The sequence below is a fragment of the Pseudocolwellia sp. G5-9 genome (assembly GCF_055808995.1).
Window position 1 is genome coordinate 2,632,783 of the sequence record NZ_CM147893.1, and the last position, 23,719, is coordinate 2,656,501.

At 37.1% G+C, this 23,719-nt stretch carries 23 protein-coding genes and 1 other RNA gene; 9 read left to right on the top strand and 15 right to left on the bottom strand.

Features of this window, described 5'->3' with window-relative positions; translation table 11 throughout:
• Positions 1-64: 64 nt before the first annotated feature.
• The 3 genes from AC0L5Q_RS11240 to AC0L5Q_RS11250 are packed head-to-tail and all read right to left on the bottom strand — an operon-like array spanning position 65 to position 3,275.
• Positions 65-820 carry a 3-keto-disaccharide hydrolase gene (locus AC0L5Q_RS11240; RefSeq protein ID WP_473607974.1) on the bottom strand — a complete coding sequence of 252 codons (756 nt, stop codon included), beginning with the start codon at positions 818-820 and terminating at the stop codon, positions 65-67.
• 2 nt (positions 821-822) lie between these two features.
• On the bottom strand, positions 823-2,367 hold the full coding sequence (locus AC0L5Q_RS11245) for a DUF7133 domain-containing protein (RefSeq protein ID WP_473607978.1): 1,545 nt from the start codon (positions 2,365-2,367) through the stop codon (positions 823-825).
• Positions 2,364-3,275, bottom strand: coding sequence for a c-type cytochrome (locus AC0L5Q_RS11250; protein WP_473607982.1), 912 nt, complete (start codon positions 3,273-3,275; stop codon positions 2,364-2,366). Before AC0L5Q_RS11250 ends, AC0L5Q_RS11245 begins: the two co-directional genes overlap by 4 nt.
• A gap of 213 nt (positions 3,276-3,488) precedes the next feature.
• Here AC0L5Q_RS11250 and AC0L5Q_RS11255 point away from each other — a divergent pair, with 213 nt between their 5' ends.
• Positions 3,489-4,799, top strand: coding sequence for a helix-turn-helix domain-containing protein (locus AC0L5Q_RS11255; protein ID WP_473607984.1), 1,311 nt, complete (start codon positions 3,489-3,491; stop codon positions 4,797-4,799).
• 163 nt (positions 4,800-4,962) lie between these two features.
• Here the strand turns inward: AC0L5Q_RS11255 and rnpB are convergent.
• An RNA gene (gene rnpB, locus AC0L5Q_RS11260) (RNase P RNA component class A) lies at positions 4,963-5,346 on the bottom strand.
• Positions 5,347-5,403: 57 nt separating this feature from the next.
• Positions 5,404-6,252: a 16S rRNA (cytidine(1402)-2'-O)-methyltransferase gene (rsmI, locus tag AC0L5Q_RS11265; protein WP_473607988.1), complete on the bottom strand. Its 849-nt coding sequence runs from the start codon at positions 6,250-6,252 to the stop codon at positions 5,404-5,406.
• A 137-nt stretch (positions 6,253-6,389) separates the two neighbouring features.
• On the opposite strand from rsmI, the gene AC0L5Q_RS11270 reads away from it, so the two are divergent.
• The 4 genes from AC0L5Q_RS11270 to AC0L5Q_RS11285 are packed head-to-tail and all read left to right on the top strand — an operon-like array spanning position 6,390 to position 9,726.
• Positions 6,390-8,180: a penicillin-binding protein activator gene (locus AC0L5Q_RS11270; protein ID WP_473607992.1), complete on the top strand. Its 1,791-nt coding sequence runs from the start codon at positions 6,390-6,392 to the stop codon at positions 8,178-8,180.
• On the top strand, positions 8,149-8,541 hold the full coding sequence (locus AC0L5Q_RS11275; protein ID WP_473607996.1) for a YraN family protein: 393 nt from the start codon (positions 8,149-8,151) through the stop codon (positions 8,539-8,541). Before AC0L5Q_RS11270 ends, AC0L5Q_RS11275 begins: the two co-directional genes overlap by 32 nt.
• 23 nt (positions 8,542-8,564) lie before the next feature.
• Positions 8,565-9,155 (top strand): phosphoheptose isomerase, encoded by a 591-nt coding sequence (locus AC0L5Q_RS11280; RefSeq protein WP_076417250.1) that lies wholly within the window; start codon positions 8,565-8,567, stop codon positions 9,153-9,155.
• 1 nt (position 9,156) lies between these two features.
• On the top strand, positions 9,157-9,726 hold the full coding sequence (locus AC0L5Q_RS11285) for a BON domain-containing protein (RefSeq protein ID WP_473608003.1): 570 nt from the start codon (positions 9,157-9,159) through the stop codon (positions 9,724-9,726).
• Positions 9,727-9,796: 70 nt separating this feature from the next.
• Here AC0L5Q_RS11285 and AC0L5Q_RS11290 read toward each other — a convergent pair whose 3' ends face one another.
• The 8 genes from AC0L5Q_RS11290 to zapE all read right to left on the bottom strand — a co-directional run bounded on the left by AC0L5Q_RS11290 (position 9,797) and on the right by zapE (position 15,957).
• On the bottom strand, positions 9,797-10,237 hold the full coding sequence (locus AC0L5Q_RS11290) for a ClpXP protease specificity-enhancing factor (RefSeq protein ID WP_286133224.1): 441 nt from the start codon (positions 10,235-10,237) through the stop codon (positions 9,797-9,799).
• Complete coding sequence (sspA, locus tag AC0L5Q_RS11295) at positions 10,237-10,878, bottom strand: stringent starvation protein SspA (protein WP_473608009.1); 642 nt, start codon at positions 10,876-10,878, stop codon at positions 10,237-10,239. The genes AC0L5Q_RS11290 and sspA overlap by 1 nt, the downstream gene beginning before the upstream one ends.
• 85 nt (positions 10,879-10,963) lie before the next feature.
• Positions 10,964-11,662 (bottom strand): cytochrome c1, encoded by a 699-nt coding sequence (locus AC0L5Q_RS11300; protein WP_473608013.1) that lies wholly within the window; start codon positions 11,660-11,662, stop codon positions 10,964-10,966.
• Positions 11,662-12,924 carry a cytochrome b gene (locus tag AC0L5Q_RS11305; RefSeq protein WP_473608016.1) on the bottom strand — a complete coding sequence of 421 codons (1,263 nt, stop codon included), beginning with the start codon at positions 12,922-12,924 and terminating at the stop codon, positions 11,662-11,664. Before AC0L5Q_RS11305 ends, AC0L5Q_RS11300 begins: the two co-directional genes overlap by 1 nt.
• Positions 12,924-13,514, bottom strand: coding sequence for a ubiquinol-cytochrome c reductase iron-sulfur subunit (gene petA, locus AC0L5Q_RS11310; protein ID WP_473608020.1), 591 nt, complete (start codon positions 13,512-13,514; stop codon positions 12,924-12,926). Before petA ends, AC0L5Q_RS11305 begins: the two co-directional genes overlap by 1 nt.
• 302 nt (positions 13,515-13,816) lie before the next feature.
• Positions 13,817-14,209, bottom strand: coding sequence for a 30S ribosomal protein S9 (rpsI, locus tag AC0L5Q_RS11315; RefSeq protein WP_077342589.1), 393 nt, complete (start codon positions 14,207-14,209; stop codon positions 13,817-13,819).
• A gap of 3 nt (positions 14,210-14,212) precedes the next feature.
• Positions 14,213-14,641, bottom strand: a complete 429-nt coding sequence (rplM, locus tag AC0L5Q_RS11320) for a 50S ribosomal protein L13 (protein ID WP_473608026.1) — start codon at positions 14,639-14,641, stop codon at positions 14,213-14,215.
• 200 nt (positions 14,642-14,841) lie between these two features.
• On the bottom strand, positions 14,842-15,957 hold the full coding sequence (gene zapE, locus AC0L5Q_RS11325) for a cell division protein ZapE (RefSeq protein ID WP_473608029.1): 1,116 nt from the start codon (positions 15,955-15,957) through the stop codon (positions 14,842-14,844).
• 206 nt (positions 15,958-16,163) lie between these two features.
• Between zapE and AC0L5Q_RS11330 the strand changes: the two genes are divergently transcribed.
• Together AC0L5Q_RS11330 and AC0L5Q_RS11335 are read left to right on the top strand one after the other, a co-directional pair.
• Positions 16,164-16,640, top strand: a complete 477-nt coding sequence (locus AC0L5Q_RS11330) for a Z-ring associated ZapG family protein (protein WP_473608034.1) — start codon at positions 16,164-16,166, stop codon at positions 16,638-16,640.
• 71 nt (positions 16,641-16,711) lie between these two features.
• Entirely contained in the window at positions 16,712-18,073 is a 1,362-nt protein-coding gene (locus AC0L5Q_RS11335; RefSeq protein WP_473608038.1) for a Do family serine endopeptidase, read from the top strand.
• Positions 18,074-18,192: 119 nt separating this feature from the next.
• Here the strand turns inward: AC0L5Q_RS11335 and hemE are convergent, their stop codons facing one another.
• Entirely contained in the window at positions 18,193-19,260 is a 1,068-nt protein-coding gene (gene hemE, locus AC0L5Q_RS11340) for a uroporphyrinogen decarboxylase (protein ID WP_473608042.1), read from the bottom strand.
• A gap of 818 nt (positions 19,261-20,078) precedes the next feature.
• Here hemE and AC0L5Q_RS11345 point away from each other — a divergent pair.
• Positions 20,079-20,558, top strand: a complete 480-nt coding sequence (locus AC0L5Q_RS11345) for an LEA/WHy family protein (RefSeq protein ID WP_473608046.1) — start codon at positions 20,079-20,081, stop codon at positions 20,556-20,558.
• Between the two features lie 18 nt (positions 20,559-20,576).
• Here AC0L5Q_RS11345 and AC0L5Q_RS11350 read toward each other — a convergent pair whose 3' ends face one another.
• Complete coding sequence (locus AC0L5Q_RS11350) at positions 20,577-22,640, bottom strand: alkaline phosphatase D family protein (protein WP_473608051.1); 2,064 nt, start codon at positions 22,638-22,640, stop codon at positions 20,577-20,579.
• A 151-nt stretch (positions 22,641-22,791) separates the two neighbouring features.
• On the opposite strand from AC0L5Q_RS11350, the gene AC0L5Q_RS11355 reads away from it, so the two are divergent.
• Entirely contained in the window at positions 22,792-23,697 is a 906-nt protein-coding gene (locus AC0L5Q_RS11355; protein ID WP_473608055.1) for a S1/P1 nuclease, read from the top strand.
• Positions 23,698-23,719: the final 22 nt, after the last annotated feature.

Here is a 23,719-nt window from a genome sequence, read left to right on the forward strand (position 1 = left end):
TGGCTTTCCCTGCCAGCTCTTTAACTAGAGCGTGTTGACCATACATTCACTCGTTAACGTCAACCTACAACTCTCTCACCCAAATATTTTTGAAGCTAATTTCACCATCGTGATCTTGTAACAATATAGGTTTACAGCCATGAGCATTGAAGTATTTCGCTTTACCATTGTACATAGTTGTCCCTTGTATTTCGAAATGTTCTTGTACCAATACACCATTATGTAACACGGTAATATATGCCGCTTTAGTTAATTCGCCGGCCTGATCAAACTGAGGTGCACGGTAAATAATATCGTAAATATTCCACTCACCACTAGGTGATAACGCATCAACCAAAGGAGCCGATTGCTTATAAATAGAACCTGACTGACCATTTACATAAACTTTAGTGTTATACGTGTCGAGTATTTGAACCTCATACCGCCCTTGTATTTTAATACCGCTATTAGCGTGCTTGGGAGCATCTTTACGTCGCTCACTCGCTATAGGAGCACGCCACTCTACATGCAACTGCATGTCACAAAAACTTTGCTTTGTAATAATAGACCCACTTTTCGGCTTGATCGTTAAGCTGTCGTTTTTGTAAATCCAATTAACTGATTTGCCATTTGTATGCTGCCAATGTTTGTTTACATCGCTTGCTTGTTGAAGCAAAGGGATAGCATCTGATGGAATAGGTTTTACCTGTATTTTTTTAGGTATAGGTTCCCAAATTTCAGTTAATTTAGGATCTGGCTTATTTGCATATGCACCTGTAGCCGTAATGAATCCCACTAAAATAAGACTGGCTTTACTGATATTTTGAGTTTTATTAATCATTATTATTTACTTCTTTTAAATGTAGTTATTTGAGGTAACTTATTTACATTGTATCTGAGTATATCTCCCATGAGAGGACGACTCTTACTATCGTTTAAGCCACTTAAATTGATGGTGTATAACTGACCTGCTAATAAATTCGGGATGATAACTTTTATGCTTTTTTTATCTTTAGCTAAGCTGATATTGCCCTCATTAACTTTTTGTAGGTCGACTTTCTCTGAGCCATATGCCGCGTGATAATGGTAACTGTGCCGAGTGATCTCTATTTGTGGAGGTATATTAACCAGTGTTTGATTAAAGCTAATTTCAAAACCGTCGTGTAATAATTTAACTTGGTTAACAATAAAAATGTCTTTCGGCTTTTTGCTAATTTTCAGTAAGCCTTCATCGCCCGCCCAACCTAAATGCACTTTACCTACCCACAAACTGCCATCGGGAGAGAAATCTAATCGGAAGTTACCAATACCAAGTTCATCACCGCTAATAAAAGGAATGAGCGTACCTTGCATCGCGCCGCCAGTTGGATCAGGTAAAAAGCGGATCAAATTATTAATATTCATATCTCCGACTATTAATTCGCCTTCAGGTAAGCCAAAGAGTTCAGGTTTAATCGTCGACAACGGTTGAGTGGGCGAATTTGCTAATTCACCTTGTGGAAATAAGCCCGCTGCGGGTTTACGTATTTTGAGTAAGTCATCTGTTGTCACGTCTTGATGTTTTATTTTCCAATCTTTCAACCAATGTAACGAGGCAGGATGACCAGCAAAGTCACCTTTGTTTATTTGATGGAGTGGGCTTGTACCAATCCAGTCACCTTGATTATCGGTAACCCAAAGTTTATCTTGCGGATCAATATGTATACCGGCTGGAGAACGAAAACCAGATGCATAAGGTTCAGCTGTGCCATCGGGTGATATTTTTATTACCCAGCCACGATAAGGCACACAAGAAAACATGCGCGTAACGTTTTTTCTATAACCAGCTAACCACGCTTTAAAGTCATGCCATTCACGCATTTTATCTTCTGGGGGACACATGTCGCTATATTCACCGCGAATATATTCATTGATACCATTAAAGTTAGAGGCAATATTAAGCGAGATATAATAATTCCCTTTGCTATCGACCGCTGGTCCAAAGGCAAATTCATGGTAATTACCCGTCATACCAAAATCACTGTAAAGAGTTTGATAAAGATCGGCTTTTCCATCGTTGTTTTTATCAACTAGGCGAGTAAGCTCCGGCTTTTGCATCACCACAAAACTGTTATCGCTGTCTTGAACAATTCCTAATGGCTGATCTAAACCTGTCGCAAAGGTTTTCCATGTTTGTTTTTTAGGGTGATACAAAACCAAATCGCCACTGATAGTCGTCAAGGCAATTCTGCCGTCTTTTAATGCACTTAGACCACTGATTTGTGGGTCTATCGTCTTTGGATATTCAACTCGTTCAATATCATAATAATCTAACCATGTGTTTTTTTCGGCGTAAACGGTTGAGCTAAGTGTTAACCCTAAAGTTAATAAGCTTGTTAATATTCTCATGGTAATACTACCTCAACACTAAAGTCTGCAGCTTCTGCTGCCGTTAAATGTAAACTGTTGTTCATTAAGCGCCCATGGCTAGCAATAATTTGGCTTGATGAGCTTTCTTGACTTTTATGGGATAAATTTAGGCTGATCGGCTCGCTCTCTTTTGTCATTCCGCTAATTTGAAAGCTGCGTTTAAAACTGTTGGTTTTTGAGCCTATCGTGATTTTTTCTTTTACTTTAATCTTGCCTATTTGGTAATAAAACTCTGGGTAGCCTCCGATCAATTCATAACCTTTAAAGTTAACGGCTTGTCCTTCAGCAAAAGAAAAGCCTGTATTATCGTTTTCTCTGTATAAAATTTGTTTGCTATTTTTTTCTCGGTTTTTCTCACCATGAAATGGCGCAAACGTAGGAAATGCATAGCGCACTTTACCAATATAACTATCCCATACGATTGAGACTTTAGGGGTTAAACTCACGACAATTGATGCTGGACTGGTAAAAGGTAAAACGCCTCGAGTAACATAGGGGAATTTTCGTTCTGGGCGTTTAAAAGGTGGAAATTTAGGTTTATCTTGCTTTTCTTTAACATGTTCGCTGACGGTTAGTATGTACTCGTGTATTTGACTAATAACCCTTTCGCTTAAATGTCCCATTGGCGGCATTTGAATCGTGTCAGGATTTTTTTTACCTGGAGATTTTACCCACGCTAAAAAAGCCTTATTATTATCTTCTGGATAATTATCTCTAATGTAAACTAAAGAGGGCCCAGTGCTAAATCTATCTAGCGCATGACAGGCTTTACAGTTTTCATCAAATGCTAATTTACCTTCATCAATAGCCAATACATTTGTTGAAATGAGGCCACTTGATATCAACAATACAGTGTGAAACAAAACCGACTTACTTTTAAAATACATAATTTACTCTTAAAACTGTTAAAGCTCAGTGAAATTCAATAGACTAGCTAATTACTAGCAAGGTACATGCAAATTTCTATCTTTTTTGTTACATGTTTTTTCGTAACACGCTAACTAAGCAACAGACTAAAAGCTTACACTCCTTGCTTAAATAAATAAGTAAAAACTGACACTTAACCGTAACCTGGACAGTTAACTTAACTGTTATATAACATGAATATTCAAAAAAAATCAGCTGACAACCCTAGTAAAAGTGCCATTATCGAGCAACTTGAACGCATAAAGCGCAGCAAGCTATTTGAACGTTCTAAAATTAATTGTAAATTACTAAGTTTCTTGGTGAACTACCATTTGAATTCGTTAGAAAATAATGACGATGCTAAAGCCCCAAAAGAATTTGAAATAGCGATGGGAGCTTTAGATAAAGCGAACGATTTCAACCCCGCTGAAGATGCTTCAATTCGAGTTTATATTTCAAATTTGCGTAAAAAATTAGAAACCTATTATCAAACAGAAGGCACAAACGAAGCGTTTCAGATTAGCATTCCAACAGGCGCTTATGGGTTAGAATTTAATTGGGTATCAAAGCAAGAACCCCCCATTAAAAACAACAAGAAAAATGTTAAAAATAATTATTTTTTGATTGCTGCAATTACGCTATCGGTGTTACTTAACTTAGTTTTAGTTGCAAGTTATTTATTAGAAAAGCGTGTTACCAAACCAGAAAAAAATACAGAAATCAGTCAGTTTAAAAGCCTTAAGCAACACGCCCTTTGGCAACCTTTGCTTTCAAACCCAAAAGCCACCTTAATTGTGATTGGCGATCTATACATGCTAACTGAACTAGATCCTCAAACTCAGCTCCTTAGAGCTATACGTGAATTTGGTATCAATTCCGACCTTCAATTTGAAGATTATTTAAATAAACATCCAGAAAAGCGCACCAAAATAAATAAAGCATCAAGCGCCTTTTTACTTAAGAATAGTGTGTACGCGCTGCAGCATATACTCCCTTTGTTTACAGAGGAGTCACCAGCCACTATCCGATTGGCCTCTGAGCTGACCGCAAGTGATTTACGTGACTACAATATTGTTTATCTGGGGTTATATAAATCACTTGGGTTATTAGACTCTTATTTAGAAGGCTCCAATTTTCAAATTAAAGCAGCCCCCCCTTCGCTTAAACACAACAGCTCGGGGCGAGTTTACAGTGTTACTGGTGATTTAGAGCAAGAATATACGGACTATGGTACTTTTGCCCAGTTTTCAGGGCCAAGCGGTAACCTCTTTTACATTTTCGCTGGTTTTTCCGATGCCTCAGTTATTCAGATGGCTAAATATTTAACCAATCAAACACGATTGTCATCTAACGAGTTTAAACAGCATTTCGAGTCATTGGGAAATGCTAATTCCAATTTTGAGCTAATATTTTCCGCATCCAGTTTTAATAGAACAGACCTAGATTCAAACCTAGTTGATACCGGCTTATTAGATATTAAATCTATTTGGGCAATGCCGAAATAATATTGATATTTCCACACAAGCTGGAATTATAAATAACTTTAGGCATGTACTGATTGGCGATAAAAGCTTACGAATAGGACAATCATTCGTCTCGTTTAATTAACTGTATTTTAAACACAAAAAAGCCCCAGTATCTCTACTGAGGCTTTCCGTATTTCTAGATTTAGTGAGCTGACCGTAAGCCGGGTTTTGTCTAGGACAATCATTCGTCTAGGCCTTAAATCACTCTAAGGCTCAAGCAACCTACCCGGTTTCAACGCGAGCCACGCCATATGAAACCCTATTTGGTCTTGCTCCGGGTGGAGTTTACCCTGCAACCAACTGTTACCAGTGGTCCGGTGCGCTCTTACCGCACCCTTTCAGCCTTACCTGTTCCGCAAGCGGTCATCGGCGGTCTTCTCTCTGCTGCACTTGTCGTCGGCTTGCGCCGCCCAGGCGTTACCTGGCACCCTGCTCATTGGAGCCCGGACTTTCCTCCCCTCTACCCGTATACCTAATGTCGAAACATGAAATACAACGATAAAGCAGCGATTGTCTGGTCAACTCGCGCCGCATTCTACAGTAAAGCGTCGCTATCACCAATAACAAAATAGTTTATTTACGCTTAGTCCTTTAACGACAAAACAATATCGTAAAGTGCATTTTTCTTCACACCATAAATTTCTGCCGTTATGGCGCATGCTGTTTTAGGTTTCATTTCTTTTAACAAAAGCTTTAAGGTATCAATAACTTTAGGAGATATCGCATTAGGGTCAACTTTATACCCTTCAATAATTAATACCATTTCACCTTTTAATTGATTTGGGTCTTCACTCAACCATGCTAGTAAATTTTCAGCTGTATCTGAATAAATCGTTTCAAACGTTTTAGTTAACTCGCGCGCAATAACAACATAACGCTCTCCACCTAAAACAGTCACAATGTCTGATACGGTATCAATCGCTCGTCTGGGTGCATCATAAAACACCATGGTTCGTTCTTCATTCGCTAGCTCTGATAATGTTGCTTGTCGAGCACCTGATTTAGACGGTAAAAAACCTTCAAATGAAAATCTGTCTGTAGGTAAGCCAGCTACAGACAAGGCTGCAATAGCCGCACATGCTCCAGGAATAGGAGATACTTTTAATTTTTGCTGACGACAGTACCTAACTAGATGAAAGCCTGGGTCACTGATCAGGGGGGTACCTGCATCAGAAACAAGCGCAATACTTTTTCCTTCAGATAACAAATTGCCAATATGCTCTTGTCGTTGACGTTCGTTATGATCATGCATCGACATAGTTCTATTTTTAATACTATACGCCGACAATAACTTTTGTGTATGACGGGTATCTTCACATGCGATTAAATCTACTTGGCTAAGAATATCTAAAGCTCGTTGAGAAATATCGGCTAAGTTGCCAATTGGAGTGGCTACAATATACAAAGTGCCTGCGTCGATAGATGTTTGCATGTAATATGTTCGCTTTAGTTGAGACTAACGTGGATGACGTTTATTATAAGGGTATATTATAAAGCATGGATTGATGATAAGTGACCCAAACAACATTATATTTTTTTTCAAAGCGGATTTTATCAGTTTTTATAACCGTGCTGATAGTTTCAAGTTGTGCTACACCTAAAAAAGTAAGCAAATCAACTCAGCCAGTTACGGTAAATAAAATATCAGAAGTAACTGAACAAACGGTTGCGGCTAGCGATTATTTACGCCAAGCAGAAAAGACATCCCCACAAGCAGCTATAGCGTTAATGCTAAAAGCAGCTAACACCTATATTACCGAGAAAAACCCAGTAAAATCGTTATGGCTAGCGGGCGAACTCCACAAGTTACCTTTGAGTGACTCACAAAACTTTGAAACGCTTTTAGTAAAAACAGAAAGCTTACTCGCTTTAAATAAATTTAAAGATGCAGAAGAACAGCTATTACTTGCAAGCAAGCTTATAGACGAAAATCAAATCGCAGCTAACTACCAATATTACCGCTTAGCTTCTCTTATCGAAAAAAATAAAAACAACCCTATTCGTTCAAACTCTGCGGCTTTACTTGCCTTTAGTTTAAACAATAATGTAGTTACCGATGACATAATGAATTTATGGAGCAACTTAAGCACTCTATCTAGCTGGGAATTACAGCAACTAAAAAAACAGCAACTTCCTTATTTTGATGGCTGGTTAGATTTAATTACCAAAGCGAATAAATGGGGAGACAACAAATTTATACTCGATCAACAAATAGTTAAATTTCAATCAAAATTCCCTAATCACCCTGCAAACTTTATTGCTGAGCAACTACTACTTGTAAGTGAAATTGAGGCCCCTTTAATTAAAAATATTGCCGTATTACTCCCTCTTTCAGGGCAACACAAAAGTATTGGTGAAATAATTCAACAAGGTGTTTTAGCTGCATACACAAATAACGACATTAGCTTAACTTTTATTGATACCAACAAGCTAGACTTCACTACACTCGGTTTACGTTTTACTGACGAAGAAATAGATCATGTTATTGGGCCTATTCTCAAGCCCAACGTAGATCAATATATTGCACAACCCGATATTGAACTTCCTTCATTATTATTGAATATTCCCACCTTAGACATTTTGGGTGCGAATCACTTTGCCTTTTCAATGAAAAGAGAAGACGAAGCGATTCAAGCCGCAACGGTACTATCAAACAAACACTACAAACACCCTGTATTATTTTCAACACAAGATAATGTTAGTAGAAAAATAGCGACCTCGTTTGCAAATAAATGGCAGTCTTTAACAGGTACTATGCTTGAGGTTGTAATACTTGAAGCGAATGAAAACATGCAAAAGTCACTCAAAATCAGTTTAGACGTTGATGTTAGTAAAGCTCGAATTAGAAACCTTGAAGCGCAAATAAGACAAAAAATAGAAACTGAAAATCGTAACAGACGTGATATCGACATGATTTTTATTGCCGCGCCCACTACGCATACACGCTTAATAAAACCGTTTATTGATGTGAACACTAGTACTTATTCAAACACTATACCTATGTTTGCAAGCTCATTAAGCTATGACGGTTCAAACGACGACGCAGAGATCAGGGATTTAGTAGGGTTAACTTTTTCAGAAATCCCTTGGCTTCTAGATAGCCCATGGCAAAATAAAGAAGCCAACATAACAAGTCAAAACTTATGGCCTAATCGCTCTGAAAGCTTACAACGAATTTATGCGTTAGGTTACGATAGCTTATTTGTTATATCTAAGCTAAAACAACTAAAAGAACTCCCATATTTAAGACATTATGGACAAACAGGAGAGTTAAAAATGGGAGCCGATAATATTATTTCGCGAAGCCTTCTCTGGGGACAATATACTAATGGAACAGTTAAAGAAGTGGATATGGAATAAAAAGCAAACCACTACAGATACAGGTAGAATAACGGAAGATTTTGCATCTCAATATTTAATTTTACAAAATTTAACATTATTGGATCAAAATTTTCATAGCAAGTACGGTGAGATTGATCTTATTATGCTTGATAACAACATGTATGTGTTTGTAGAAGTAAAATATCGCAAAAATAATCAGTTTGGTGGGAGCTTAGTTGCAGTAAGCCATAGCAAACAACAAAAATTACGCCTTTGTGCTAAATATTACCTGCAACAAAAGCAATTAAATGAATATAATACACCTTGTAGATTCGATATAGTCGCATTAGAAGGTGACATAAAAAACCCTAATATTAACTGGCTTAAAAATGCCTTTTAACACCTACGGAACTTAATAACGCCATGTTAGAAAGAATAAAAAGTAACTTTACACAAAGTATTCAAACAAAAATTGCAGCGAGTGAAGTGCTTGCAGGGCCTATTGAACAAGCAAGTACAATTATGGTTCAAAGCCTTTTGGCTGGTAACAAGATCCTTTCTTGTGGTAATGGTGGTTCAGCAGGCGATGCACAACACTTTTCAGCTGAATTGCTTAACCGATACGAAACTGAACGTCCTCCCTTACCAGCCATAGCATTATCTACTGACACATCAACATTAACATCAATAGCAAATGACTATCATTACGATGAAGTATTCTCAAAGCAGCTAAGAGCATTAGGAAATAGTGGTGATGTATTATTAGCTATTTCAACCAGCGGTAACTCTCGTAATGTCATTAAAGCAATAGAAGTTGCCGTGTCTAAAGATATTCCTATTATCGCACTTACAGGTAAAGACGGTGGCGATATAGCAGGTTTATTGGGTGAAAACGATGTTGAAATACGTGTTCCTTCAGCACGAACAGCACGTATTCAAGAAGTACATTTATTAGTTATACATTGTCTATGTGACATTATAGATACAACGTTATTTCCACAAGCGGAAGATTAATATGCAATTTAAACAAACCTTACTCGTATTAACTTGTATAGGTGTTTTACAAGGCTGCGCTGCGGCCGCCATCGTTGCTGTTGTTGGTGGTGCAAGTGTTGCCGCTGACAACAGAACTTTAGGTAAACAAATTGATGATCAACGCATTGAGCTTGTTGCCCACAACGAGCTCACTAAACTTACCGAGGTGCATGAGCACACTAATATTCAAGTTGTTAGCGTGAATGGCAGCGTATTAGCCGTAGGCCAATCACCTAATACAAGATTACGTGATTTAGCCATGCAAACGTTAAGTAACATTAATGGCGTTTTAAAAGTTCATAACCAAATAAGAATTGGTAACACCGTTTCTGCAACAACAAAAAGTAACGACTTATGGCTAACGTCTAAAGTAAAGGCTGCTCTGCTTGCTAATGAAAAAATAAGTGCTGCAGATGTTAAAGTCGTCACAGAAAACGGGGAAGTATTTTTGATGGGGTTATTACCAGAAAATCATGCCGATATCGCCGTTAATGTTGCACGTAATATCAGTGGTGTAAGCAGAGTATATAAAATGTTTGAATATTTATAGCTGCCTTTCATAATTTTTAGACACAAAAAAAGCAAGCGAGTAGCTTGCTTTTTTATTACGCATAAATAGACTATTTAATGACTTTTAGCGTAGCGCCACCTTTCGGCTTAGCTTTAGATGAAGTGTTCTGCGTAGAATTATCAACACTTTTTAGCGTTGTTCTTGGCTCTTCTTCTACATGAACTGGATGCTCAATAGGTAATGATGTACCTGCACCCGTTTCTTTCGCATAAATGGCACCTATTGCACCGTAAGGCACAACAATATGCTCAAGCTTACCACCAAATCTAGCACTAAACTCAATAGCTTCTTTGCCTAATGAAATAACACCTATAGCACCACCAGATATATTAAGTACTATTTGGCCGTCAGTAACGTAACCCATAGGAACCAATACACCGTAAACGTTTACGTCTACCATGATATAAGGTGTTAATTCATTATCAGAAATCCAATCATAATAAGCCTTAACGATATAAGGCTTATTAGATGTCATTTTAACGTCAGACACTATACTGGATTTCCAAAGCGTAATTCACGCTCAGACTCAGTTAAAGATGCTTGGAAAGATTCACGTTCAAATACTTTTAACATGTATGTTTTCAATTCTTTTGAACCTTGACCGTCAAGTTCAATACCTAAAACAGGTAATCTCCATAATAACGGAGCTAAGTAACAATCCACTAAGCTAAACTCTTCGCTCATAAAATATGGCGCTTCATTTAAAATAGGAGCAACACTTAATAAGCTTTCTTTAAGTTCTTGGCGTGCTTTAGTCGCCGCTTCAGCAGGACCATTATAAATAGTTTTAGCTAAGCTATACCAATCTTGCTCAACTCTATGCATCATTAAACGGCTTCTACCACGAGAAACAGGATAAACAGGCATTAATGGTGGATGAGGAAAACGCTCATCTAAATATTCAATAATAATACTTGCTTCATATAACGCTAATTCTCTATCAATAAGCGTAGGAACAGTACCGTATGGATTTAGGTCTAATAAGTCTTCCGGCAGATTTGCCAAATCAACTAGGTGTATGTCAACGCCAACACCTTTTTCTGCTAATACGATGCGTGTTTGATGACTATACATATCATCAGCATGTGAATATAAATTCATAACAGAGCGTTTGTTTGCAGTTACGGCCATTTTGACTCCCAAAATTCTATAAATAAAAACTAACAAAGGGGGCACAAAGCCCCCAATCAAGAAAGATACAATACACAGCTATTAACTAGTGTACATCTCTCCAATATTCTTTCTTCAATAAGTACGCAAAGATCAAGAAGATAAATAGAAAACCGATAACCCAGTAACCTAAGCTCTTACGCTCAAGTTTGTTTGGTTCAGCAGTATATTCTAAAAAGTTGGTTAAATCTCGAACAAAAGCATCATACTCTTCTTCCGTCATTGATCCACCTTTTGCTTCACTTAGCTCACCATGTTCATTAACGGTACGAACACCTTGCAAACCTTGTAAAACATGTGGCATACCAACATCAGGGAATACCTTATTATTTACACCAAACGGACGATTTTCATCAACATAAAAAGAACGTAAATAAGTATAAATATATTCCGGACTTCTAAAACGAGCTTCTAATGTTAAATCAGGCGGTGTGCTACCAAACCATGCTGCAGCATCTTTTGCTGGCATCGTATTTAAAATATGGTCGCCTGCTTTTTCACCGGTAGGCATCCACTTTTTAACACCTTCAGCTTCATCAATACCTAAGTCTTTAAAGGTACGATTATAACGTTGGTACTGTAACTGGTGACAGCCTAAACAATAATTTAAGTAAGACTCAAAACCACGCTTAAGTGATTCTTTATCTGACAAATCATTCTCTGGTTTATCTAAATGTAAGCTAGGGCCTGAAGCTATAGCTAGCATAGGAAAAATTGCTAATAAAGCTAAAATAAACTTTTTCATTATCCTGTTACCCTCTCTGGAACTGGCTTAGTTTTCTCACCCTTACTATAAAACCATAAGAAGATGAAGAAACCAAAATAGCCTAAAGTTGCAAGTCTACCAATTAGGTTAGCTAGATCAGAAGCTGGCATAGTACCTAAAACACCTAACGCAACAAAACAAATTGCAAATTGAGTTAAGTTTAAAAGATGTAGTTTACTACGGTAGCGGAATGAACGAACAACACCACGGTCAAACCAAGGTAAAGCGAATAGCATACCAATTGCAGCAAACATCGCAATCATCCCTAATAACTTATCAGGAATAACACGTAGTACTGTGTAGAAAGGTCCAAAGTACCAAACAGGAGCAATATGCTCAGGAGTTTTTAAACCATTAGCAGGCGTAAAGTTTGGCGGCTCAAGGAAATATCCACCACCTTCAGGGAAGAAAAACATTACCCAAGAAAATAAAATCAAGAAAATAACAACCGCTACTAAATCTTTAACCGTGTAGTAAGGGTGGAAAGGTATCGCATCAACAATATCGTACTTCTTAGTGTACTGTTCATGGAAAGTAAATTTAGATAATTCTTCAGGTTTCACACTTCCTTTTGGTTTCTTAATATCAGAACCATCAGGGTTGTTAGAACCTACTTCATGTAATGCTAAAATATGTAAGAACACAAGGATTACAAGAACAAGTGGTAAAGCGATAACGTGTAATGCGAAGAAACGGTTTAACGTAGCACCAGAGATAACATAGTCACCTTTGATCCAAATGGTTAAGTCTTCTCCAATACCAGGAATAGCACCGAATAGTGAAATAATTACCTGAGCGCCCCAGTAACTCATATTACCCCAAGGTAATAAATACCCCATGAAAGCTTCAGCCATTAATACTAAGTAAATTAGCATGCCGAAGATCCATAGTAATTCACGTGGTTTCTGGTAAGAACCATACATAACACCACGGAACATATGTAAATAAATGACAATGAAGAAAGCTGAAGCACCTGTAGAATGCATATAACGTAGCAACCAACCGTAGTCGACGTCACGCATAATATATTCAACAGAAGCAAAAGCACCATCGCCTGATGGTTCGTAATTCATTGTTAACCAAACACCTGTAAGTATTTGGTTGACTAAAACAACTGTCGCTAAAATACCAAACACATACCAAAAGTTGAAATTTTTAGGTGCTGGGTATTGGATAGCATGTTTATTCATGGCATCCATGAATGGTAAACGTTTCTCGATCCAAGCCATAAAGCTATTCATTATGCTTCTCCTGGTGCAACACCAATAAGTAAGGTGTCTTCAGTTGGGAAAGAGTGATCAGGAACTACCAAGTTTAACGGTGCAGGAACGCCTTGGAATACTCGACCAGCCATATCAAATTTAGAACCATGACACGGACAGAAAAAGCCGTCTTTAACACCAGAAACAAACTCTTCAAAATCACCTTTATGATGAGTAGGAGCACAACCTAAATGAGTACAAACACCTAAAGCTACCATAAACTCAGGTTTAATTGAGCGAGTAGCATTTGTGGCGTATGCAGGTTGTTGAGCTTCACTTGACTCAGGATCTCGTAACTGATCGTTATGATTAGGTAAAGCATTTATAATTTCATCAGTACGACGAATAATATAAACAGGCTTGCCGCGCCATTCAGCACGGATCATTTGGCCTAACTCGATTTTACTTACATTAACTTCAACCGGAGCACCAGCAGCTTTCGCTCTAGCACTTGGGTTCCACGAGCCAATGAAAGGCACAGCTACACCAACTACGCCTACACCACCAACTACAGAAGTAGCAGCAGTTAAAAAGCGTCGTCGGCCGTTATTAACGGGAACATTGCTCATTCAGAATCTCCAATTAGTATTCAATTACTACAACGATAATTTTTATTATTTCAACAAAAATTTAATCTCGGTTGTTTAATTAAACTAGCGACAAAAAAATTTTTACGATCATAAAGAAATCAGTGTTTTTTTACAAGGTAAATCAACAGTTATAGCCAATCAATTTACTTTTTTAGTGCTTTATTGTTAATGGTTCTTATTCAAAGGCAAGAGTGGTTTTTATAGAAGAAAAAAAAGCCTTAAAATTAGGTATAAAAAAACCAGCATAAGCTGGTTTTTTGAATATAACGTATAGGTAAATATTAACGTTTTGAAAATTGTGGCTTTTTACGAGCCTTGTGTAGACCAACTTTCTTACGTTCAACTTTACGAGCATCACGAGTAACGAAACCAGCTTTACGTAATTCACCACGTAAAGTTTCATCGAACTCCATTAATGCACGAGTAATACCGTGACGAATTGCGCCCGCTTGACCAGAAATACCACCGCCTACAACAGAGATATTGAAGTCAAACTTCTCAAGCATTTCTACTAATTCTAATGGTTGACGAACAACCATACGAGCCGTTTCACGACCAAAGTAAACAGAAATGTCACGCTTGTTAATTGTAATTGCACCGTTACCAGCTTTCATAAACACACGAGCAGTTGAGCTCTTGCGACGACCAGTACCGTAATATTGATTATCAGCCATTGCTTACAGCTCCAAAAGTTGTGGTTGTTGTGCAGTATGTTTGTGCTCAGCACCAGCATACACTTTAAGCTTGCGGTACATTTCACGACCTAAAGGACCTTTAGGTAACATACCTTTAACCGCTAATTCGATAACACGCTCAGGAGCTTTTTCAATTAGTTGTTCAAAACTAATTTGCTTTAAGCCACCAACATATTCAGTATGCGAGTAGTAAATTTTACCTTTCGCTTTGTTACCAGTTACACGTACTTTCTCAGCATTGATAACAACGATGTAATCACCTGTATCAACATGAGGAGTATATTCTGGCTTGTGCTTTCCGCGTAAACGGCTAGCAATTTCAGTAGCGATACGACCTAAAGTTTTATCTTCGGCGTCCACTAAGAACCATTCGCGTACAACGCTCTCTGGTTTAGCTACAAAAGTTTTCATTAAGAAACCCAATTATATAAATGTTACTTTAAATAGTGATTAAAAAATTCAATCACTGGTTAAAAGACTACGCTGTACCCCTTCGAGTATCGAGTCCGTGCCTGATATTCAAAAACACCAGGCCTTTGTAACGCAGGGAGCGCGGATTATACAGAAGTTTGTTAAGAATAAAAAGGTTATTTTTTAAACTTTTCCATAATTTACGGAATATGTTCACTCGCCAGATACGTTTGAGACTGCATCTCTTGTAATCGACTCAAACAACGTTTGAATTCAAAGCTTAAGCGTTCGCCACTATATAACTCTTCTAAAGCAACTTCGGCAGAGATGATCAGCTTAACGTTTCTTTCATAAAACTCATCTACAAGCGCAATAAAGCGTCTTGTTGTATCGTCGTGATCTGTTGTCATTTGCGTAACATTAGCCATTAATACGGTATGATATAGCTTACTAATTTCCATATAGTCACCTTGGCTACGCGCACTTTCACATAAAACTGAAAATTCAAAATGAATTACACCTTCAGATTCTTGTACTGTAGCTAAGTCGCGATGATTAATATTCACATGTTTACCCATCACTCCATCTTCACATGATAGCTGTTTAAAATATTGATTTAAGTTAATCGCCGCTTGTTCATCTAACGGACAGTGATAAATTTCTGCTTGCTCTAACGTTCTTAAGCGATAATCAACGCCACTATCAACATTCACAATTTCACAATGTTCATTAATTAAATCAATAGCAGGAATAAATCGAGCCCGTTGCAAACCATTTCGATATAAATCGTCAGGCACAATATTAGAGGTTGCAACTAAAATAACTTTTCTTGCAAAAAGCTCTTCAAATAAAGTACCTAAAATCATGGCATCAGTAATGTCTGATACAAAAAACTCATCAAAACAAATAATGCATGTTTCTTTTGAAAAACGTTCAGCTATTACTTTGAGGGGATCAGATTGGCCATGAAGTGTTTTTAACTCTTCATGTACACGATGCATAAAACGATGAAAATGAACTCGCATTTTGTTGTTAAAAGGTAAGCAATCGTAAAAAGTGTCTACTAAATAGGTTTTACCACGCCCTACACCGCCCCAAAAATATAAACCTTTAATGGTTACTGGTTTTTGTTTGCTATAGGTCTTTTTCCAACCACTTAATACTTTTTTAAAGCCAGAAACAGGGATCGGCTTATTTTGTAAATCTTCAAATAACCGTTGTAAGCAATTTACCGCATGTTCTTGTGCAGCGTCATATTGAAATCCTTCTTGCTTCAAATCTGCGTTATATTTTTCTATAGGGGAGCTTTTTATCATACAATGGCCATTCATTATTACTAATATTGCTTTTAAGACATATTTTTAGCTAAAAATGCTTGAAAATTAATTTTTAGTAAACATATTCAATATATAAAGAAAGATCAGTATAACAAGGCAAAACAATAATTTTAAACTAATCTCACAACTTTCGTGATGAGGGTAACGTTTAAATTTTCATTTCATTTATCTAAGGTAGTTTTTGTATGACAGTTATAATCGGTTTAGCAATTTTTATTGGTGGTGCAATACTAGGATTTATTTTAAATAAAACCATGAGCAACACTTCACAAGAAAACAAAGAATTAACCAACAAAGTAAACCAAAGCGAACAAGCCTTAGAACAATACAAAGCTAATGTAGCTGAACACCTCGAAAGCTCAGCAAAATTACTTGAGCAAATGCACTCAACATGCAAAGACGCTATGGTGCAAATGGCACAAAGTACTAAGTTATTACAAGAAGCCACTCCAGAAGAGTCTTCTGCAATGCCTTTTTTCTCACAAGAAACACAAGAACAATTAGCCCAAACAGTGCAATTAAGGCATAAAGAATCAGCTCGTAGAAGCGATGTAGAAATTACTGAAGCCCCCCTTGATTACTCAGGTAATCCAAGCGGTTTGTTTGAAGATAAAACACAAAGTGTTACAAATCCTGAACAGAATAAAAAGGAACTTAGTTAGATAATAATTACTCTGACTGTACATATTTTTTATTTAATATTTCATTTAATATTTTAGGAGCTATTCGATATATGAAAAAACTTTCTCTTATTATTAGTACTGCTTTGCTTTCAAGCTCTATCGCGTTAACAGCCTTGCCTGCAAACGCAAACTTACCCTTTGCTGTTAGTGGAGAAGCGTTACCCAGTCTTGCACCTATGCTTGAAGGAGTAACACCAGCTGTTGTACTTATTTCAGTAAAAGGCACACATGAAGTAAAAAACAATGTACCTGAAGCATTCAAATTTTTCTTTGGTAAACCCGGAGGAAGAGGAGCCCCACAACATGAGCAAGAATTTAGAGGGTTAGGTTCTGGCGTTATAATTGACGCAAGTGAAGGTTACATAGTAACCAACAATCACGTTATTTCAGAAGCCGATGAAATTATTGTTACCTTAAAAGATGGTCGCCAATTAGAAGCTAAAAAAATTGGTAGTGATGAATACAGCGACATTGCTCTTTTACAAATAGACCACAAAGATTTAACTGAAATAAAGCTAGCCAATTCAGACAACATTCGCGTAGGTGACTTTGCCATAGCCATAGGTAGCCCATTCGGACTAGGTCAAACGGTAACATCGGGTATTGTTAGTGCACTAGGTCGTACGGGTTTAAACAGCGAAAACTATGAAGACTTCATTCAAACCGATGCTGCAATCAACAGTGGTAACTCGGGTGGCGCATTGGTAAACCTTAGAGGCGAACTGATTGGTATTAACACCGCTATTTTAGGTCCAAGTGGTGGCAACGTTGGTATCGGCTTTGCAATACCTAGCTCAATGGTTAATAACCTAGTAAGCCAAATTATTGAATTTGGTGAAGTTCGCCGTGGCATGTTGGGTGTACAAGGTCGAAGTGTAACCAGCGACATTGCCAAAGCAATGGAACTAGAAACCAACCAAGGTGGTTTTGTTGAGCAAGTAACTCCAGGTTCAGCTGCTGAAGAAGCAGGCATTAAAGCCGGCGACGTTATTACTAAAGTAAATGGCCAAATGGTTAAATCATTTAGCGAATTACGTGGAAAAATTGGTTCTATCGGCGCAGGTAAAAAAGTAAAAATTACCGTAGTACGTAAAGACGGTAAAGAAAAAACCTACAAAGTTACCCTTAAAAAGTCTGAAACCGCAAATGTTGAAGCTGAAAGTATCCACCGTATGCTAGAAGGTGCTGAATTAGAAAACAGCACAAACGGTAAAGGTGTAGACATTGCAGAAGTTGAGAAAAACAGCCCTGCAGCTATTGCCGGATTACGTTCAGGCGACATGATTATTGGTGTTAACCGCCTACGTGTTACCAACATTGCAGAGCTAAGAGCTATTCTGAAAAAACAAGATAGCGTATTTGCTTTAAACATTATTAGAGGTAACTCAAGCTTATACTTGATGATCCGTTAATAACGTTAGTAGCGGTTAGTACCTAAAACTGCCAACATTAAAAAAGGAGCCTCGGCTCCTTTTTTGTTTCACACAACAACATAAAAATAAATTGTGTTATTAAATAATTTTACATCAGCTTACTTATGGTAAGGCTTACTTAAACGATGAACCGACTCAATAAAGTGACCCGCATGTTCAGGGTTTACATCTGGGTGTATGCCATGCCCTAAATTAAATACATGACCTGTACCACCATTACCAAAGCCAGCTAAAATCTTAGCAACTTCTTCCTCAATACGCTCAACCGGAGCATAAAGCATTGAAGGATCCATATTACCTTGTAAAGCAACCTTATCGCCTATTCTCGCTTTCGCTGATTCAATATCAATAGTCCAATCTAAACCAACACCATCACAACCTGTAGCAGCAATATCTTCTAACCACATACCGCCATTTTTAGTAAATAATGTAACAGGAACTTGTCGACCGTCAGCATAACGCGTTAAACCATCAACAATTTTAGCCATATATTGTAAAGAGAAATCTTTATAATCACGAGGAGACAACACACCGCCCCACGTGTCAAATACCATTACAGATTGAGCACCCGCAGCAATTTGAGCATTCAAATAACTAATAACAGAATCAGCTAACTTATCTAACAATAGGTGTAATGATTGCGGGTCTGAAAACATCATTTTTTTGATTTTAGTAAAAGCTTTAGAACTTCCACCTTCAATCATATAAGTTGCTAATGTCCATGGGCTACCCGAAAAGCCAATCAACGGCACACTACCGTTTAATTCTTTTCTAATAGTACGTACGGCATTCATTACATAACCTAATTCATCTTCCGGATCGGGCACGCCAATTTTTTCTATATCAGCTCTACAGGTAATGGGACGTTCAAACTTAGGACCTTCGCCCGTTTCAAAATATAAACCTAAACCCATAGCATCAGGAATAGTTAAAATATCACTAAATAAAATAGCCGCATCTAATTTAAATCGACGAAGCGGTTGAATAGTTACTTCACATGCTAACTCGGCATTACGACAAACCGACATAAAATCACCAGCACCTTTACGCACTTCTCTGTATTCAGGTAAATAACGTCCAGCTTGCCTCATCATCCATACGGGAGTGTAATCTACTGGTTGGCGTAATAATGCACGTAAATAATTGTCGTTTTGTAATTCAGTCATCAAAGAAATTCTCTATTATTAAGTGCTAATATTCTAACACTACAATTTTTTTTCTTCTATATTCACAATAAAAACAAATCATAATTTACGTTATTGACCTAACTGGTTTTTTATTAAACGGCTGTAATTATTGAAATTAATTAATTAACAATAATTTAACGAATAAAAAACGCACCAATGTACGAAAATAGTCGTGGTGTATATACTCTATTAAAGTTGTTGCATAGCCTAGATCCCTTTGCTATAAATTGTTCCGTGCTAACAAATAACAACAATAAATAGTAACAAATAATAACAATAATAAAGTAGTATCAATAATAAGAAGCTTGATTTACAAGCCAATACAGCGAGCATTTATGGCCTTACCTTTGGTAAGGCCTTTTTATTTGTAACAGCTTATTTTTAACGTTGAAAAATAAAATCAGTAATCACTTTTTATTGTAAAAAGGTGAGAAAATAGCATAAACAAAACATTTAATTCTATCTAAATATCACGTATTAAATTTCCAATATGTTAATAAGAATTAACATAAACTAAAAGGTTCAATTTTACTTCACCCTCGTGTTTACAAAAACAAGAAACATCGACACGTCTTAGTCTCATGTCGATACCGTAAACATGACGACTAAAATTAGAATTCTGATCACAAACTTAACTTTACAACTTACATACACTTCCACACAAAAGCCTCCAAACTTATATCAACAGTAAAATCATCTCTATTGATCCTCTCACAATACTTATTCTCGAATTTAAAAAGGCTGCGTGCTACATTAGCTTTTTGATTAACACACTATTTACCTTAAGGAATTATATAATGCGTACATGGAGTATGTTTTTCGCTTTATTTTGTATATTGCTTACCAGTTGCGCCAGCATTAGCCCTATTAAAACCCCTGAAGTAAGCTTGCTGAGTATTGAACCGTCTAAAACAAAAGGGTTTTCTCAATACTTTACGTTAAAGTTATTAGTGACTAACCCTAACAGTTTTGATTTAGCGATTGATGACGTGATGTTTAACTTAACTGTGGCAGATAAAAAGGTGATGACGGGTTCGTCTAGCTCAGTACCTTTATTAAAAGCCAATAGTGAAACAGCTGTTGCGTTAAGTGCCAATGTCGGTTTATTTGATTTACTCAAGTTGCTGGCTTATTTTAGCGAACATCATCAGCAAGAAATACGCTACAACTTAGCGACTACAATCGACCCAAGTGGTTTTATTCCGTTAACAGTGAATCGTGAAGGCGTGTTAAGCGATGAGTTGTTGTCAGGCATTAAACGAGCTAAAAAAAGATAGGTAAGCTTTGTTTAACCGCTAATCTTCATCTGAATCGTATTCGATAAACTCGATAGTTCTACCTTGCGAAGTGATAAATTCTGTTATCACTTCGTCATTTTCTTTATTCAACCTTAATACACCAATACCACTACCGTTAAATAAATGCCTATTAGTTTTGGTGTTTGGTTTTCGGACACGTATTTTCATGCGTCTACGTTTAGTAAACCAGTTAAGTGGCGAGTAAGTTGAATACAGTACTTTGTTTAGTTTTTCTAATACCGTGAGTAAAGTATCAGGAAAAGTATTTTTAATGCCGCTGCAGGTTACTTGTATTATTTTAGCGCTGTTTTTTCTGAATCGGTGAGTTACTTCGTATACAAACGAATAATGTACATCGCCTGATAAAATAATAAAGTTAGGTGGTGTTTTAGGGTTTCGGAATATGTTTAATATTACATTGGCAGTACCTGAGTGGGCCATCCAGTTTTCAGCATCAACCGCTAGTGGCTTGCCACATAAGGTAAATATACGTTGTACGGTTTCAATAAGCTTTACGCCGTAAATAGGCGCAGGAGAAACTACAATAACACTCGGTTCTTTTATAAGTTCTTGCTGAAAGTCTGACAGTGTTTCCCAATCCATTAATCCTGAAGGTTTGTTCTCATTACTTTCTGATCGCCAGCGTTGTGTGCGTGTGTCTAACACTACAATTTTAGGTGTGGTGTTTAGGTTGTAGTTCCACTGTTCAAAATCAAATAAAGCGTCTATTAATTCGGTTTTATGCTCACGTTTTTTAGAGCTAAAGTATTGCGTTTGATTTGTCAGCAGGTCTGTAAATTTATCGGGCGCGTTGCCCCAACCTTGGCATAACCAATAGCCGATAAGGGCGTTCCCAATAATTTGTTTAGCAAATGGGTTAGTGTAAGCGGCCTCTTCCCAGCCACGCGTTAGGTTCCAATCATCGGTAATGTCGTGATCATCAAATATCATATATACCGGTACATGCGCCATTGCCCTTCTTACTTCGTACAGTCCTTGATGAAAATCTGTGATCACCTCAAGCTCTTTGCTATAAACCGCTTGTAGTGCTTGCGATAAATTAGGCGGCGGTGTGGCTAACTTTACTTTTTCCCATAGTTCTGGCGACCACGTTAACAAATACATCGCCATAACTTCTGATAAGGTCATTAAATGATTGTTTACATGTACTGAAGTAAAAATGAGCTGTATTTTTTCACCAAACAGTGTGCGCTTTGTATATGTGGGTAAAAGATGTTGTCGTTGATAATAACAATGCTGATGTTTAAACAATGATTCGCTATTAGTTACTGTGCCCTTATTTAGCTCGGCATCTAACTCAAACTCTTCGTTGTACAAACCTAACATCTCGATAACTTGATGAATAGCGTTAAGTGTTGGCCCAGCCACATCGTCGGCATAGATTTGATCGCCCGACATAATGAGCATTGAAGGTCTATTATCAACGTCAGACGCTTGTAAAACACAATCAACTTGTTTTAAACCGTCTTCACTTTTGTAATGGGGTTTTCTACAAGAACCATGTAAAAGGTTTTCAATGCTTGGCTTAATAACCAAGTGAGGCAGCTTTTGATCTGGGTATAACAAATGAGATAACTCGGTAATACTTTCTGTTTTACCGTTAAGTGCCGAAGTTATAATGTCGTACGATAACAAGGTGTTTTCTGGAAAAGCATATTCAGAACAATGTTCTTCAGCCACTATAGTAATTAAGTTAATAAATGCTGATTCACCTATTTGGATTTGCTGTAACTGGCTAGCATTTACTTTTTTATTGGGGGTTGTACTCGTTGATTCTGTTTTAGATGAATCTGTTTTTGAAGCGCTTAGTTTAGTTTCAAGTAATAACTGGTGTGAGTGTTCACTTACACCTTCAACATTCTCTGTTTTTACTTCATTACTACGATACAGCTTAAACTTAAAATCGTAAGCTTGCGTGGTTACCAACCAAAAGTTAAGCTGCGATACATTACAATGTCGTACAACAGGGCCAGCGATAATTGAAGAGTTCAATTGCGTAGGTTCAGTAGTTAAAGGTTCTGGTATAGAAGAAGCAGCCAAGTTATTCACTTTGTAAAATTTAGTTCATCATATAAGGTTAACTTTAGCTATATTACGTTCGATATAAATTTTGTCTACGTAAGCTAACGGTTTTCTTGTAATATTTAATCCATTAACTGTTCTCAATTAAGATCGTAAAGGAATATACCCCATGCAAGTTCGTTCAAAAATCAACTTACCTGTAACACTAGTATTAAGTTTTTTCTTATTATTTACTCAACAGGCTTTTGCGTTAGGTAAAGTTGGCCATAAAGTTATTTGTCAGGTGGCTTTCGATCATTTGTCGCCTAGTACACAGGGTAGAGTTAATGCTTTATTAGAAGAACTACCCAAGCATGATCAAAAGCTGATTAATAAGTACAATTATAAAAGTGCAAATTCTGCTATTTCATTTGCAGACACATGTACTTGGGCTGATGCGATTAAAAAAGACAAGTCTTACGACAAATACAAAAAATGGCATTACGTGAATGTGGCCCGAAATCAAACCAAGGTTACGCCTGAAACTTGCCAAACAAACTGTGTTACTTCAGCCGTAACACTACATACAAAACAGTTAAAAGAACTACCTACCTCGTGGAGAAAGCTACAAGCCCTTATGTTTTTAGGCCATTGGCTTGGCGATATTCATCAGCCTATGCATGTTAACTTTGCGAGTGATATGGGCGGTAATCGCACTAAAATTTCAATCGAACATGCTAAATGTAATAACATGCATTGGTTATGGGATGAATGTTTACTGTATCCAAAATCAAAGGCAAATAATGCAGCGCTATTTACGCGCTTACATAATAGCTTGTCTAACCAATGGGAAAAGTCGCCTATTGCTACATGGCAAAAAGATTCGGTTTATACATGGGCAACTGAATCGTTAACCATTACTCGTTTACCGAGTGTTTTATATTGCGCCATAGATGAAAATAACTATTGTACAGCGACAACTAAAGGCACTATAAAGTTACCTAATAATTATCAACAAAAGCATAAAATAATATTAGAAACTAGAATGTTACAAGCCTCTGCTCGCTTAGTGAATGTATTAGAACAATCTTTGTAATAAAGATTGTTCCTCTATTCAC